11 protein-coding genes are annotated in these 14,432 nt (G+C 73.1%); 7 read left to right on the top strand and 4 right to left on the bottom strand.

All coding sequences use genetic code 11. The features are described 5' to 3' along the window. Positions 1-5 precede the first annotated feature (5 nt). The 3 genes from ACFV9T_RS35680 to ACFV9T_RS35670 are packed head-to-tail and all read right to left on the bottom strand — an operon-like array spanning position 6 to position 3,732. Positions 6-1,610: an FAD-dependent monooxygenase gene (locus ACFV9T_RS35680; RefSeq protein WP_385446674.1), complete on the bottom strand. Its 1,605-nt coding sequence runs from the start codon at positions 1,608-1,610 to the stop codon at positions 6-8. Further along, a complete protein-coding gene (locus tag ACFV9T_RS35675; RefSeq protein WP_385446673.1) occupies positions 1,607-2,728 on the bottom strand; it encodes a 3-oxoacyl-ACP synthase in 1,122 nt (373 codons plus the stop codon). Before ACFV9T_RS35675 ends, ACFV9T_RS35680 begins: the two co-directional genes overlap by 4 nt. Next, positions 2,725-3,732, bottom strand: coding sequence for a ScbA/BarX family gamma-butyrolactone biosynthesis protein (locus tag ACFV9T_RS35670; RefSeq protein ID WP_385446672.1), 1,008 nt, complete (start codon positions 3,730-3,732; stop codon positions 2,725-2,727). The genes ACFV9T_RS35675 and ACFV9T_RS35670 overlap by 4 nt, the downstream gene beginning before the upstream one ends. 285 nt (positions 3,733-4,017) lie before the next feature. Between ACFV9T_RS35670 and ACFV9T_RS35665 the strand changes: the two genes are divergently transcribed. The 5 genes from ACFV9T_RS35665 (at position 4,018) to ACFV9T_RS35645 (ending at position 8,144) form a co-directional block, all read left to right on the top strand. Next, entirely contained in the window at positions 4,018-5,019 is a 1,002-nt protein-coding gene (locus tag ACFV9T_RS35665; RefSeq protein WP_385446671.1) for a beta-ketoacyl-ACP synthase III, read from the top strand. A 53-nt stretch (positions 5,020-5,072) separates the two neighbouring features. After that, on the top strand, positions 5,073-5,312 hold the full coding sequence (locus ACFV9T_RS35660) for an acyl carrier protein (protein ID WP_385446670.1): 240 nt from the start codon (positions 5,073-5,075) through the stop codon (positions 5,310-5,312). Continuing rightward, the gene (locus ACFV9T_RS35655) at positions 5,312-6,532 is read left to right on the top strand and encodes a beta-ketoacyl-[acyl-carrier-protein] synthase family protein (protein ID WP_385446669.1); all 1,221 of its coding nucleotides are present in this window, start codon (positions 5,312-5,314) and stop codon (positions 6,530-6,532) included. The genes ACFV9T_RS35660 and ACFV9T_RS35655 overlap by 1 nt, the downstream gene beginning before the upstream one ends. 28 nt (positions 6,533-6,560) lie before the next feature. Next, positions 6,561-7,265, top strand: coding sequence for a 3-oxoacyl-ACP reductase FabG (fabG, locus tag ACFV9T_RS35650; protein ID WP_385446668.1), 705 nt, complete (start codon positions 6,561-6,563; stop codon positions 7,263-7,265). A 78-nt stretch (positions 7,266-7,343) separates the two neighbouring features. Further along, entirely contained in the window at positions 7,344-8,144 is an 801-nt protein-coding gene (locus tag ACFV9T_RS35645) for a thioesterase II family protein (RefSeq protein WP_385446667.1), read from the top strand. Here ACFV9T_RS35645 and ACFV9T_RS35640 read toward each other — a convergent pair. Then, positions 8,113-8,910: a BTAD domain-containing putative transcriptional regulator gene (locus ACFV9T_RS35640; protein WP_385446666.1), complete on the bottom strand. Its 798-nt coding sequence runs from the start codon at positions 8,908-8,910 to the stop codon at positions 8,113-8,115. The genes ACFV9T_RS35645 and ACFV9T_RS35640 overlap by 32 nt on opposite strands. A 261-nt stretch (positions 8,911-9,171) precedes the next feature. Here ACFV9T_RS35640 and ACFV9T_RS35635 point away from each other — a divergent pair, with 261 nt between their 5' ends. Continuing rightward, positions 9,172-13,602 carry a type I polyketide synthase gene (locus ACFV9T_RS35635; protein ID WP_385446665.1) on the top strand — a complete coding sequence of 1,477 codons (4,431 nt, stop codon included), beginning with the start codon at positions 9,172-9,174 and terminating at the stop codon, positions 13,600-13,602. An 83-nt stretch (positions 13,603-13,685) separates the two neighbouring features. Beyond that, the gene (locus tag ACFV9T_RS35630; RefSeq protein ID WP_385446664.1) at positions 13,686-14,315 is read left to right on the top strand and encodes a TetR/AcrR family transcriptional regulator; all 630 of its coding nucleotides are present in this window, start codon (positions 13,686-13,688) and stop codon (positions 14,313-14,315) included. Positions 14,316-14,432: the final 117 nt, after the last annotated feature.

Here is a 14,432-nt window from a genome sequence, read left to right as displayed (position 1 = left end):
GGTGCTCAGGCCGCTTCTTCGGGCCGGGTCGCGCCGACGCGGGCGAGGACCGCGCGCAGCCGCGCCACGTCGAGGTGCGGCTCGATGGCGGCGATGTGGCCGTCGGGGCGTACCACGACGGCGCGCGGGCGGGTGCCGAGGAATTCCTTCAGCGCCGACCAGGCCGACACGTCCCGCACCGGGTGGTGCGGGGCGAGTGCCGTGCGCAGGGACTCGACCCGCTCCTGCCACCGCACGCCACGGGCGCCGCCCGACCAGGTCAGTACGGTGAAACGGTCGTCGGCGATGGCGGGCCACGGCCCCTGCTCGCCGTCCTCGTACCCGCCGGAGTACCCGTCGGACACGAAGACGGGAAGGCGTTCCCCGACGCCCAGCGGCTTGCGCCGCCAGCGTATGTCGGCCTTCACATCCTCCCGGTCGGAAGCGTAGTTGACACTGGTCTGGCTCATCAGCGGTGTCACCAGCCGCTGGAACGCGCCGGTCACCTTCGCCCCGCGCACCAGCGCGTCGCGCAGGGCCACCTTCGCGGGCTGCTGCACCAGCCCCCACGAGGTCTGCTTGGCGGTCACCAGGGACACCCGCTCGGCGGAGTGGCGGCGCTCGCGGTCGTACGTGTCCAGGACGCGGGCGTCGACGGTTCCCCGCGTCACGCCGCCCAGCTTCCAGGCGAGGTTGACCGCGTCCTGGATACCGGTGTTCATGCCCTGCGAGCCCGCCGCGCTGAAGATGTGCGCCGCGTCGCCCACCAGGAAGCAGCGGCCCGCGCGGAACGCCGCGGCGGTCCTGCGGCGCGCCCGGAAAACGGTCGTCCACTTCAACTCGCCGAGCTTGGCGGGGAAGGGCACGACCCGGTCCAGGTTCTCCTGGAACAGCTCGCGCGGCGGCTCGTCCTCGTCGTTCCACACCGGGACGCTGCACGCCACGCGGAACGTGCCGTCGCCGAACGGCGCGAGGCCCATGGCGCCGCCCGCGTTGTAGCAGTACACCATCTCGTCCGGGGGCAGCGGGCCGTCGAGCGGACCGTCACCGATGGCGAACAGCACATCGGCGCCCTGCCCCTGGAACTCGATGCCCAGCTCCTTGCGCACGGTGCTGTGCGAGCCGTCGGCGCCGATGAGCCAGTCGGCGCGTACCCGCTCCTCCGTGCCGTCCGGGTGGCGGAGCGTCGCCACCGGCCGGTCGCCGGAGTTGTCCAAGGCCACCAGGGCGGTTTCCGACTCGACCCGGCCGCCCAGCTCCACCAGCCGCTTGCGGATGACGTCCTCGGTCTTCCACTGCGGGGTGCACAGCCCGAACGGGTACGGGGTGTCGTGCAGGCGGCTCATCTCGATGGCGCCCAGGCGGCTGCTGCCGGAGTAGTACGACACCGCGTCGATGTGCTTGCCGGTCCGGGACAGTTCCTCGGCGACCCCGATGCGGCGCAGCAGCTCCAGACTGCGCGGCCACATGATGACGGCCCGGGAGTGAATGGTGGTGCTGGGCGCCGCGTCGACGATCCGTACCGGGATGTCCTGGCGCAGCAGATCGCAGGCGATCACCATGCCGACCGGTCCCGCGCCCACCACCAGGACCGGGTCGGGGCCGTTCGTGCTGTGCTGTGCGGGGGTCATGCCCCCTCCTTCCTGTCACTGCTGCTGTCGCTGTTTCGAGCGTCGTCCGCCGGGGCGCCCACAGGCCGCCTGACGACCGCGCACGACCAGGTGAATCCGCCCCCGGCGCTGAGCACCACGGCCACCTCGCCAGGGGAGAGCCGCCACCGGCCGGGCCCGGCCAGCAGCGCGAGGTTGGCGAGGATGTCCCCCGCGCCCAGATGGCCGGTGTCGTGCCCCACGTCCCAGGCGGGCGCCGAGGTGACCAGCGCGACGGCCGGGGTGTACGCGGCGCTCAGCGCCGTATGGCCCAGGCGCGGCAGGAGTACACCGCGCAGGGCCGGGTCGTCCGGGGACACGCCCGCGTCGTACAGGGCCGCCCGGATCACCGAAGGCACCCGCTGCTGCACGACCTTGGCGAAGTGCTCCTTGCCGTTGTCCTCCAGGAACGCCTTCTTGGTGCGGCGGATGTCCACCACCGGGCTGTGCTCGCGCGGCGCCGGGCTGAAGGTGTCACGGCCGCGGTGCATCGTCTCCATGGCGGGCGCCGCGGCGGTGACCAGGGACAGCAGCTCAAGTGTCTGCTCCGGGTCCTGCTCCGGGTCCTGCTCCGGCGCGGTGGCGCGCAGCACGGCGGCCGTGGCGCCGTCGCCGTACCAGAGGCCGTAGTCGCCGCGCCAGCGGTCGAACCCGGGCGCGCAGAAGCGGTCGGCCGTGGTGACCACGGCGGCGCCCGTCGCCGGGTCGGCCCGGAGCCGTGCGGCGGCGAGTTCGAGCGCGGCGGCACCGCCGTTGCACATCTGCTGCACACCGACCGGCACCGCGTCGAGGGCGCCCGCGCCGTGGGCGATGTAGTGGGCGGGCGACCAGAAGTCATGGCCCTGGTGGTACGTCCAGGCGTGGGCCAGCAGGCCCACGTCCCGTGGGTCGTCGCCCGCCAGCTCCAGCGCACGCCGCGCGGCCCGGACGGCCATCTCCGGCGCCGCCTCGGTACGGGACACCGGCAGCCGCCGGTAGCCGGTCGCCGCCACGTCCTCCGGCTTCAGCCGCCCGGCGCGCACGGCCTCGTCCGGTGTCTCGACGGTGGCCGGGAGCCACGTCGCGGCGGCGCTCAGATACAGCGGTCCGTCGAGCTTCACGGCGCGTCCTCGCGGGTGAGCGTGATGTCCGCCTCGGCGACGAGCTGTTCGTCCTGCTCGAAGGCGATGTTCAGGCTCAGCTCCGCGCCCGTGTCCGGCTCGTGGCCGGACGGCGGGCGGGCGGTCAGCAGCAGCGGGCTGTCCAGCTCCGCGTACGTCTGGAAGGACGAGGCCAGCTCGGTCAGCGCCCACGCGCCTTCCGGAGCACCGGCGCGTTCGGCGGCGTACAGGACGCCGAGCTGACGGGCCGCCTCCATCAGGACCATGCCGGGGAAGTGGTCCAGCGGGTGGTCGAAGAGGCTGGGGTGCTCACCTGCCGGGCGCAGCCGGGCGGTGGCGCTGTCGGCCCCGGTCACCGCGTCGAGCAGCACCACGTTCTCCGCCCGGCCGCGCCCGACCCGGCCCGGCGCCACCGGTGTGCCGTCCCGCAGCTGGCGGAACGCGTCCGAGGTGGGCGGTGTGCTGCCACGCCGCCGGGTGCGCATCGCCGCGTACGTACCGCCGGGCATATAGGCCGCGCGCAGCGACACATCGCCGAGGTACCGACCGGCCACGGACAGCCGCATCACGTACGTCGTCGCGAGGAGCGTGCCGTCCCGCCACCGGCTGTCGCGCGTGGTCACGTCCATGATGAGTTCCGCGGGCCCGGGGCCGATGCGGGCGGTGGCCGCGCCGGGCAGCCGCATCGACCACGACTGCAGAATGAAAACGGTGTCGCGCGGTGCTCCGAAATGCGCGTGCACCGCATGGGTTTCCGCCTGTCGGCAGCATTCGAGCAGCAGCAGCGGGTCAATCGGGGACGGACCCGTGTGATCGGTGTAATAGGCGTGCGACGGGGGTATTTGGGCGGCAGCCACGAAATGCCCGTCCGTCACTTTCCTGCTGTCGGTGAGAAACAGCTCGGACAACGCCTCCCGGTGCACCAGGTCCTTGGGGACGGTGCGGGAGAAGTCGAGGTCCGGCACGATGGCTCGTGCGTCGGCCGCTTCGGTGGCCACTGTCACGCCTGTCCCCTTTCCCTCGAGGTCGTGGGGTGTTTCGGCACGGCAACCATGCTGGCTGGGCCCGCTACCGGCCCGCTCACGTCCCTCTCACGCCGCGAATGAGCCGACCGTGAGTGCCTTCTGTGCCGTACGTGAGAACGCCTCAAGCGGCGGCCTGCAGCATGAATTCCCGGAAACGCCGCACAGTCGGCGAGGCGGGCCAGAAGGGAAAGCATCGATGGACTTTTTCCTTGTTGACGGCGCATTCACGCAGGTGTTTCGCGCCATAGGTACTGGGAGCGCCGGGTGAACCGCGCGGCGGTTCTCGCGGGGCTCGGGACCTGGCTGCCGGAGAACGTCGTCACCAACGACGAACTGGCCCGCCGGCTCGACACCTCCGACGAGTGGATCCGCACCCGCACCGGAATCCGGCAGCGCCATGTCATCGGCCCCGGGCAGTCCACCGGAGACCTCGCCGTGGAGGCCGGGCGGCGCGCGCTGAAGTCGGCGGGCACCGAACAGGCCGACATGGTCATGGTGGCCACCAGTACCCCGGACCGGCCGTGCCCGGCCACCGCGCCGGACGTGGCGAGCAGGCTCGGGCTCACCGGTGTCCCCGCCTTCGACATCGCGGCCGTGTGCACCGGCTTCGTCTATGCCCTGGGCATGGCCGCCTCCGTCATCGCCTCCGGTGCGGCGGGCAGCGTGCTGGTCATCGGCGCGGATACCTTCTCCACCATTCTCGACCCCGAGGACCGCACCACCCGCGCGGTGTTCGGCGACGGTGCGGGCGCCGTCCTGCTGCGCCCCGGCGACCCCGGGGAGCCGGGTGCCCTCGGCGGACTCGACCTCGGCAGCGACGGCAGCCGCAGCGAACTCATCGAGGTCCCGGCGGGCGGTTCGCGGCAGAAGGCGTCGGGCCTGTCCGCGCAGGAGGTCGGGGCCTACTTCACCATGCGGGGTCGGGCCGTGTTCTCCGAGGCGGTCCGCAGGATGACCACCTCGGTCGAAACGGCCGCGCAGCGCCTCGGCTGGGCCCTGGGCGATGTCGACCGCGTCGTCCTGCACCAGGCCAACGCCCGCATCCTGGCGGCCGTCGCGGACCGTATGGGACTGCCCGTGCGGCGGTTCGTCTCCAACATCGGGCGGGTCGGCAACACCGTCGCCGCCTCCATTCCGCTCGCCCTCGCCGACGGCGTCATCGAGGGCGAGCTGCGCCCCGGGCAGCGCGTCGTCCTCGGCGGCTTCGGCGGCGGCCTCACCTGGGGCGCGCTCGGGCTGCGCTGGCCCGACATCACCCCTGTCTGAACCCCTGTCTGATCTCGCATCGGCAACTCACCACTGAAAGAAGGAGTTTCACCATGCATGCGATCGAAGAGCGCGTCACCGGCATCCTCTCCGGACAGTTCAAGCTCAAGAAGGAGATCATCACCCCCGAGGTGACCTTCCAGAACCTGTCGTTCGACTCCCTGGTGCTCATCGAGCTGAGCCTCGTCCTGGAGAAGGAGTTCCAGGTGGTGATCGACGAGGGCGACCTCACCGACCAGCACACCGTGCGCCAGCTGGCCGAACTCCTCACCGACAAGGGCGCGGTGGCCTGATGGCCGACGGCATAGCGGTCACCGGACTCGGGCTGGTGACACCGGCCGGATCCGGTGTCGCGGAGAACTGGGACGCGCTGCTCACCGGCCGCTCCCGTGCCACCAGGGATCCGTCCCTGGACGGCATGCCCGTCGATTTCACCGCCCGTGTCCCCGGCTTCGACGCCGGTGAACTGCTGGGCGGCTTCGCCTCCTGGCAGCTGAGCCGTTTCGTCCAGCTGGCCATCGTCGCCTCCCGCAGGGCGATCGAGGACGCCGGATGGGACCGGGACAGCTGGGACGGCACCCGGGTGGGCGTCGTCCTCGGCAACTCCCTCGGCGGCGCGGCCACCTTCGAGGAGCAGTACCAGGAGCTGCGCGACGGGGGCCCCGGCCGGGTCTCCCCGCTGATGATCACGAAGTACATGCCGAACATGCTCGCCGGGTACGTGGCGATCGACTGCGGCGCCACCGGCCCCGGCCTGGTGACGGCCACCGCCTGCGCCTCCGGCGCCACCGCCGTCGGCACCGCCCGCGACCTGCTGCGATCGGGGGTGTGCGACATCGTGCTGGCCGGGGCCAGCGAGTCCGCGCTGACCCCGACCGTGCTGGCGGGGCTGACCAAGATGGGCGCGCTGTCCAAGAGCCGGGACGCCCCCGAACACGCCGCCCGCCCCTTCGACGCGGAACGGGACGGCTTCGTGGCGGCCGAGGCCGCCGGGATCCTCGTCCTCGAACGCGCCGAGGACGCCCGCGCACGCGGCGCCACGGTGCGTGCGGTCGTACGGGGCTACGGCGCCACCTCGGACGCCCACCACGCCACCGCGCCCGACCCGGAGGGGCGGGGCATCGAACGGTCGCTGCGGGAGGCGCTGGCCGACGCCGACGTGGCGGCGCGCGACATCGGCCACGTCAACGCCCACGGCACGGCCACCGCCATGAACGATGTGATCGAGGGGCGGATGCTGCGCCGGGTCCTCGGCGAGGGGCCCGCCGTGACCTCCACGAAGGGTGTCACCGGCCACGCCCTCGCGGCGGCCGGGGCCATCGAGGCGGCGTACACCGTGCTGGCCGTGCAGCACGGCACCGTACCGCCGACCGCCAACCTCAAGAACCAGGATCCGGAGATCGACCTGGACATTGTCACGGGGGAGCCGCGCCGCACCCGTATCGAGGCGGCCGTCAGCACCTCGCTCGGGTTCGGCGGCCACAACGCCGCGCTCGTCGTCACGCCCGCGTGACGACGAGCGCGGGAAGGGAGGGGAAACGATGAACCGTTCGGTCTTCGTCACCGGCGGCAACCGGGGCATCGGCGCGGCCGTCGCCGCCGCCTTCGCGGCCGATGGCGACAGGGTCGCCGTCAGCCACCGCTCGGGCAGCCCGCCGGACGGGGTGCTCGGCGTCCACGCGGATGTCACGGTGCCCGGGGAGGTGGAAAAGGCGCTGCGCGAGGCGGAGGCGGCGCACGGCCCGGTGGAGGTCGTGGTGGCCAACGCCGGGATCACCCGGGACCGGCCCGCGCTGCGGATGTCGGACGAGCAGTTCGAGGAGGTGCTCTCCACCAACCTCACGGGCGCGTTCGCCACCGTCAGGGCCGCGCTCACCAGCATGCTCCCGGCCCGGCGCGGCCGGGTGGTGCTCATCTCGTCGGCGCTGGGCTTCCTCGGCTCGCCGGGGCAGACCAACTACGCCTCGGCCAAGGCCGGTCTGGTGGGCATGGCCCGCTCCCTCGCGTGGGAGCTGGGCGACCGTGGCATCACGGTGAACGTGGTGGCGCCCGGCATCATCGAGACCGATATGACGGCGCCGCTGTCCGACCGCCGCATGGCGGACCTGATGCGGATGACCCCGCTCGGCCGCCCGGGCAGGCCCGAGGAGGTCGTGGCCGCCGTGCGCTTCCTGGCGAGCGAGCAGGCGAGTTACATCACCGGAGCGGTCCTGCCGGTCGGCGGAGGGATCGGCATGGGCCTCTGACGATGAACCCCGGGGCCCGGTACGGACACCCGCCCGTACCGGGCCCCTTCCTCAACCCACCCCAGGAGGCGGACCACCATGTTCCCGAGCCCGCGACCGACCACCGGCGGCGGCTGGACGGCCGGTCTGCGTCCCGCGCGTCCCGCCCCGGCCGCCCGGATCGTCGTCTTCCCGCACGCGGGCGGCGACGCGCCGCGCTATCTGACGCCACTGTCACGGCTGCCCGGCGACGTGGAACTCCTCGGCATCACCCTGCCCGGACACGCCGAGCGGGCCGCCGAGCCCCCGGCCGCGCGCGTGGCGGACGTGGTGCGGGGTGTACGTGGCGCACTGCGCGGGCTGCCGTCCGTACCGACCGTGTTCTACGGGCACAGCCTGGGCGCGCTGCTCGCCGTCGCGGTGGCGGACGCAGCGGAGACGGGTGCCGTGGTGGTGAGTTGCGGGCTGCCGGGGGAGCGGGCGTACCCGCACCCGGAGCGGCTGCACACGGCCGCCGGACTGGATGAGATCTTCGCGCTGCACGGCCTGCCGCCGGGCGCGCTCCACGACACCGCGCTCGGCCCGCGTGCCCGGACGCTGGCCCATGACCTGGCCCTCAGCCGCCAGGCGCTGCGCGCCGTACGGGACGTATGCCTCGCGGTGCCGCTCACGGCCCTCGCCGGGACGAACGACCCGCTGGTCCCGGCCGCCACCCTGCCCGGGTGGGCCGCCTTCACCCGGGCCGCCCACCGCGGGCGGCTCGTGGAGGGCGGCCACTTCTTTCCGTTCTCGCCTACCGGAGCGGACGTGCTGCTGGAGGAACTCACCGCGGCGCTGAGCGCGGCCGGTCATGACGCGGGGGCAGGTGTCACAGCCCCACGGACGGCAGTGCGGGGGTGAGCGAGCCGCCCGCCACGAGAATCGACTTCTGCAGCTCCTGGAGCCGCATCGAGGGCTCAAGACCGATCCCGTCGGCCAGGGCGGAGCGCAGGCCCTGATAGACCGACAGCGCGTCGTTGCGTCTGCCGGACCGGTTCAGGGCGATCATCAGGCACTCGTGCAGCATCTCGTCGTACGGGTGCAGCGCCGTCAACGCGCGCAGCTCGCCAACCACTTCGTACCGCTGGAGCCGCAGGTCGAGCAGGATGCGGCGGCGCAGTACGGACTTGCGGTCCTCCTCCAGCCGCAGCACGTGTGACTGCAGCACGGGCCCGGTCGGCAGATCGGCCAGCGGCTCGTCGCGCCACAGGTCGAGGGCGCACCGCAGGAGCGCCGAGGCCTGGGCCAGCTGGCCCGCCTCCTCCGCCCGGCCCGCCTCGGCCACCCGGTCCTGGTAGCGGCGTACGTCGAACTCGTCGTCGCGGACCGCCAGCCGGTATCCGGTCTGCTCCGTGACCAGGACCTGTTTCGCGAGGGCGCTCCCGGGCCCGCCGGGCAGGACCATCCCCAGGTGCTTGCGGATCTGCATCACGTAGTTCTGCAGGCTGGTGGCCGCGCTCTTGGGCGCCGCGGCGCCCCACACCTCGCGCTCCATCGCGTCGATCTGCACGACCCGCCCCCGGTTGAGCACCAGTAGGGCGAGCACCTTTCTGGCCTTCGGCGCGGCCGGCACGACCGAGCCGCCGTTCAAGGTCACACGCAGCGGCCCGAGTACGTTGGCGATCATCCGTCAGTCCCCCTCCTTGAGGGTAAACATATAGCGCCGTACATCTATGAGCGCAAGTACAAACTCAGCGTGCTCGCGGCGGTGATGGGACGTCAACTGTGGGGAAAGTGGGTCAAATCGGCGTGCGTAGTGTCGCTGTCTGCTGAATTCCGGGGACGCATAGTTATCGAGTTGGGTAAACTTTTGCTCTCCGATACAACTTTGAATCACAGTGATTGGCACTATGACGGCGTCATTCTCACGTCATGAAGGGGGAGCGCCGTGGAGCGCAGACGACAGATGGACGACACCGCGATCGCCGTTGTCGGGATGGGGTGCAGGTTCCCGGGGGCGGCCGGTACGGACGCGTTCTGGGACCTGCTCATGGGGGGAGCCGACGCCGTCACCGGTGTCCCGGCCGACCGCTTCGACATCAGCCGCGCCTACGACCCCACGCCCGGCACGCCCGGCAGGACGGTCTCCCGCCACGGCGGTTTCCTGGACGACGCGTTCGGGTTCGACGCGGCGTTCTTCGGTATCGCGCCCGTAGAGGCCGAGAGCATGGACCCGCAGGCGCGCCTGCTGCTGCATGTGGTGTGGGAGGCCCTGGAAGGCGCGGGCCTGGTGCCGGAGCGGCTGGCCGGAAGCCGGACCGGCGTCTTCGTCGGCCAGGCCACCGCGGAGTACGCGGAGGCCGAGGACGCCCCCGCCGAGCCGGTGCTGCGGGACGCCGTGGGGGCGCGGATCAGGGCCGTCACCGCGGGGCGCGTCTCCCACGCGCTGGACCTGCGCGGCCCCAGCGTGGTGATCGACACCGCGTGCTCGTCCTCCCTGGTCGCCGTGCACACGGCGCGGCAGAGCCTGCTGACCGGAGAGAGCGACCTCGCCATCGCCGCCGGGACCAACATCATCCTGTCGCCGCAGGACGCCGTCGCCTACTCCGAGGGTGGCATGCTCTCGCCCTCGGGGCGCTGCCGGTTCGGCGACGCCACGGCCGACGGCTTCGTACGGAGCGAAGGCGTCGGCACCGTCGTCCTCAAGCGGCTGGACGACGCGCTCCGCGACGGCGATACGGTGTGGGCCGTCCTGCCCGGCTCCGCGGTCACCTGCGACGGCCGGGCCAGCGGGCTGCTGATGCAGCCGTCCGTGGACGGGCAGGCCGCGATGGTGCGCGAGGCCTGCCGCAGCGCCGGAGTCCGCCCCGACCAGCTCGACTATGTCGAAGCACACGGCACCGGCACGCCCGTCGGTGACGGGGTCGAACTCCGCGCCCTGGCCGAGGCCGCGGGCCCCGGGCGCGCCCGGGACCGCCCGCTGCTCACCGGGTCGGTCAAGACCAACATCGGCCACGCCGAGGCGGCCGCGGGTATCGCCGGGCTGATCAAGACGGTGCTGGCGGTCCGGCACGGCGTCATACCGGCCTCCCTCCACCTGCAGCGGCGGAACCCGCTGCTGGACGGCGAGGCGTCCGCCGTCGACATCGTCACGGCGGCCCGCGAGTTGCCGAAGGCGGGCCCGACCGCGCTCGCGGGCGTCAGCTCGTTCGGCCTGTCCGGCACCAACGCCCACGTGCTGGTAGCCGAGCACGTCCCCCCGACACCCCCACAACCCAATCCCACCCCGTCAACGGGCGCGCCCGAGCCCACCCCGACCCCGGGCGTGCCTGCGTCCACCTCGACCACGGGTGTGCCTGCCACCCCGGCTGCGGCCGCGTCCGCCGCTACCCCGCCCACGGGCGTGCCCGCCGCCAACCGGGCCGCAGCGCAGCCCGCGCCCACTCCGGCCGCGTCCGCCGCTACTCCGGCTGTGGGTGTGCCTGCCGCCACTTCGGCCACTGGCGTGCCCGCGTTCACCTCGGCCACGGGCGCGTGCGCCGCCCCGACTGCGGCCGCGCCCGCCGACACTCCGGCCACGGGTGTGCTCGCCACCGCCCCGGCCGCTGGCGCGTCCGCCGCAATTGCGGCCACGGCCGCGCTCGCGTCCGCGTCAGCTCCGGCTGCGGCCGTGTCCGACGCCACCTCTGCCGCGCCCGCGCCTACGCGACCCGCGCCGCACCTGCTCGTGCTCAGTGCCCGTTCGGTCGTCGCGCTGCGTCGGATGGCGGGGCGGTACGCCGATCACCTCGGGCCCGGTGGGCACGGACGCGTCGACTCGCTGGATGCCATCTGCGCCACGGCCGCCACCCGGCGGGCGGCGCATCCGTATCGGCTGTGGGTGGTCGGCGACTCGCACGATGACCTCGCGGACAAGCTCCGCGCGCTCGCCGAGGGGCGGGCCATTCGTGACGGTGGCACCGGGGAGGCCGGGTTCGGCGAGGCCAGGCGCATCGCGTTCGTCTTCGCCGGGCAGGGCTCGCAGTGGGCCGGGATGGCGCGGGACCTGCTCGCCTCGTCGCCCGCCTTCCGGGCTGAGATGGAGGCGTGCGACCGGGCGATTCGGGATGAACTCGGTTGGTCCGTGCTTGAGTTGTTGGGGGATGCGGCGACGCCGTTCCCCACCGGAGTCGCCACCGTCCAGCCCGCCCTGTGGGCCGTGCAGGTGTCGCTGGCCGCCGCGTGGCGGGAGCTGGGGGTGGCGCCGCAGCTGTGCCTCGGCCACAGCATGGGGGAGGCCGCCGCCGCGTATGTGTCCGGCGCGCTGACCCTGCGGGACGCCGCCGCCGTGATCTGCCGCCGCAGCGGCCTGATGGAGCGGGCCGCCGGGCGGGGTGCCATGCTCGCCGCCGAACTCCCGGCGCACCGGGCGCGGGAGATCGTCGCCGCCTACGGCGATCGCGTCTGCGTGGCAGCCGAGAACGCGCCGTCCGCCTCCGTGCTGGCCGGTGACCACCAGGCGCTGACCGCCATCGCGGCGGGCCTGGAGGCGCGCGGAGCGCTGAGCCGCATGGTCCGGGTCGACGTGGCCTCGCACTCGCCCGCCATGGACCCGCTCCTCGGCGAACTCCGCGAGCGCCTGAAGGACATCGCACCGGCGGAAACACGGACCGGCATGCTCTCCACCGTGCACGCCACCCCTGTGCGCGGCCCCGAACTCGACGCCGCCTACTGGGCGGAGAACCTGCGCCGCGTCGTGCGGTTCGCTCCGGCGGTGCGCGAGGCGGCACGCCAGGCCGGGACCGTCTTCGTCGAGGTCGGCCCGCACCCCCTGCTCGTCACGGCGGTCGAGGAAACACTCACCGACGCGGACCTCGACGGCGCCGCCGTGGGTACGCTGCGCCGGGACTCCGACGGCAGGACCGACATGCTGCGCGCCGCAGGACAGATCTTCGCCGCAGGTGGCGCCGTGGACCGGACGGCCTGGTACGGCGGGAACCACCGCGCGGTGCCACTGCCCGCCTACCCGTGGGACGCCGTACGGTTCCGCCGCGAGCCACGGCCACCGGAGACCGGAAACCGTGGAGCGGCGCCGTACGTCAAGCGGCTCGACCCCGCCGCCTGGGCGGCCGACACCTGGGGCGGTGGCATCCGGGTGCGGGGCGTGGCCCCCGTACCACCGGCGGTCTACTGCGCCACGATGCTGGAGGCGGCCCGCGAGGCTGGGTGCGACAAGAAGCTGACGCTCGGTCGATTGCGTCTCGGCGACGAGCCCTTGCTCCTGGAAGCTCTCCATGACACCGACCTCCGGGTGGTCCTCACCGGTCCGGGCCCGGACACCGAGGAGGGTCTGCGGGCCGTGGTGGAATTCCGCACCGCCGGGGGGACTCAGTGGCGGAGGGCCGCCGTGGCGCGGCTGGTCGCGGACGGGGAGGAGGACCCGTACGACGCCTCCTGGGCGCTCGACTCGGTGCTGGGCCGGTGCCGCGACCACCGGTCGGCGGGCGAGTTCCGCGAACTCGCCGCCGGGCGCGGGTTCGCCGTCGGGGAGCCCTTCCACGCGGTGGAGCGGCTGTGGCGGGGCGGCGGTGTGGTGGCGGCCCGGATGCGGCAGCCGCAGGTGGCGGGACCGGCGGCCTGGGAAGCGGGCCTGCTGCCACTGCTGGCCGCCGTGCCCCCGGCGGCGCCGGGCGCGGAGGCCCGCCCGTATGTCCCGGTGGCCATCGACTCCGTACGGCTGCTGGCTCCGCTCCCGGACGACTTCTGGACGCTGTGCCGGTTCACCCCCGCGCGCGGGGACCGGCCCGCGCGCGCCGATGTGCGGATGGTCGCCCAGGACGGGCGGCTGCTCGCGGAGTTCACCGGGATACGGATGCGCCGCCCGGGTGCCGCCGCCCGGCAGGCGGGCACCGCGCCCGGCGCGCTGGCCCTGCGGGCGGCCCGGCGCGGAGTGGCACGGGCCGTGGCGGAGGCGCGGGCACGGACCGCGCCGCTGGGCTCCCGGCTCTCCCAACTGCTGGTGGCCCGCCCGGCCTCGCGCCCCGCGCCCGTCTCCTCCCGCCCCGCGCGGTCCCTGCGCCACGCGCTCGACGCGCGCCCCGCACTCGACGCCCGCCCCGCACTCGACGCCCGCCCCGTGGCGGCGCCGCGCCTCCCGGACACCCGGCGCGACTCCACCAAGGCGCTGCCCGCCGCGGCCGCCGCCGTCCTGGGGATGTCACCCGGCGACCTCGACCCCCGCAGGCCGCTGCGCGATGTGGGGCTCGACTCGCTGATGGCCGCGCGGCTCGGGCAACAACTGCGCCGCGACCACGGCATCGAGATCACCGCAGGTCGGCTGCTCGGTGCCGAGAGCCTGGAAGCCCTGACCCGCAGTCTGATGGACGGCGCGCCGAGATGACAGAGCTGAACGAGGACCAGAAGTCATTGTTAGACTGTGGTATAAGAAAGTTGGGGGTTATCAAGGGACGGAGACAGGACGATATGGACTCAACGGCGTCAGTGGCGCCGCCCGCGGGTCGCCGGGAGCGCAACAAGCAGCGGGTCAAGGAAAGGCTGTACACGGCGGCTTTGGAACTCTTCAGCGAGAAGGGTTACGACCAGACCTCCATCGACGACATCGCGGAGCGTGCCGATGTGGCGCGGGGAACCTTCTTCAATTATTTTCCCCGCAAGGAAGATCTCATCGGCGCCTGGAGCGAACGGCGGCGGGCGAAACTCATGACGCATCTCGCGGAGACCCGTTCCTATGGGGCCGGTGCCGTCGCGCAGCTGAAACAGTGCGTGTCCGTACTGGGACGGATCAACGAGGAAGAGCGCGACCTGACGGTGGCCATGCTCACCGCCTGGGTGAAGGCGGGCCGTCCGATCCAGGAAGACCCGTACATGGCGGACATCTTCTCGGAGATCGTGGAAACCGGGTGCCACACCGGTGAACTGGCCGAGAACCTGTCGTCGAACCTCATGGGAAACGTGCTGCGCGATCTGTATCTCGGGGCGCTCTACCGCTGGTGCTACCAGCGGGATTCCGCTGACGCCGGATCGCTGAACGACGAACTCCAGGAAGTCCTGGGCCATCTGCTCGGAGGCATCTCGCATTCCTCGCGGCGCTGAAGGCGCGACGAACGCACCCGGCCCGGGGGAGGGGGGGGGGGGGCCCCGCAAAGGGCCCACAGGGGGGCCCCCCCCCCCGCCGGGGCCGGGGGGGCCGGGGGCGGGGCCGGAAAGGGT

This window comes from Streptomyces sp. NPDC059850 (assembly GCF_042731515.1).
Classification (GTDB): Bacteria; Actinomycetota; Actinomycetes; order Streptomycetales; family Streptomycetaceae; genus Streptomyces.
This window is presented reverse-complemented; position numbering and strand designations above follow the sequence as displayed.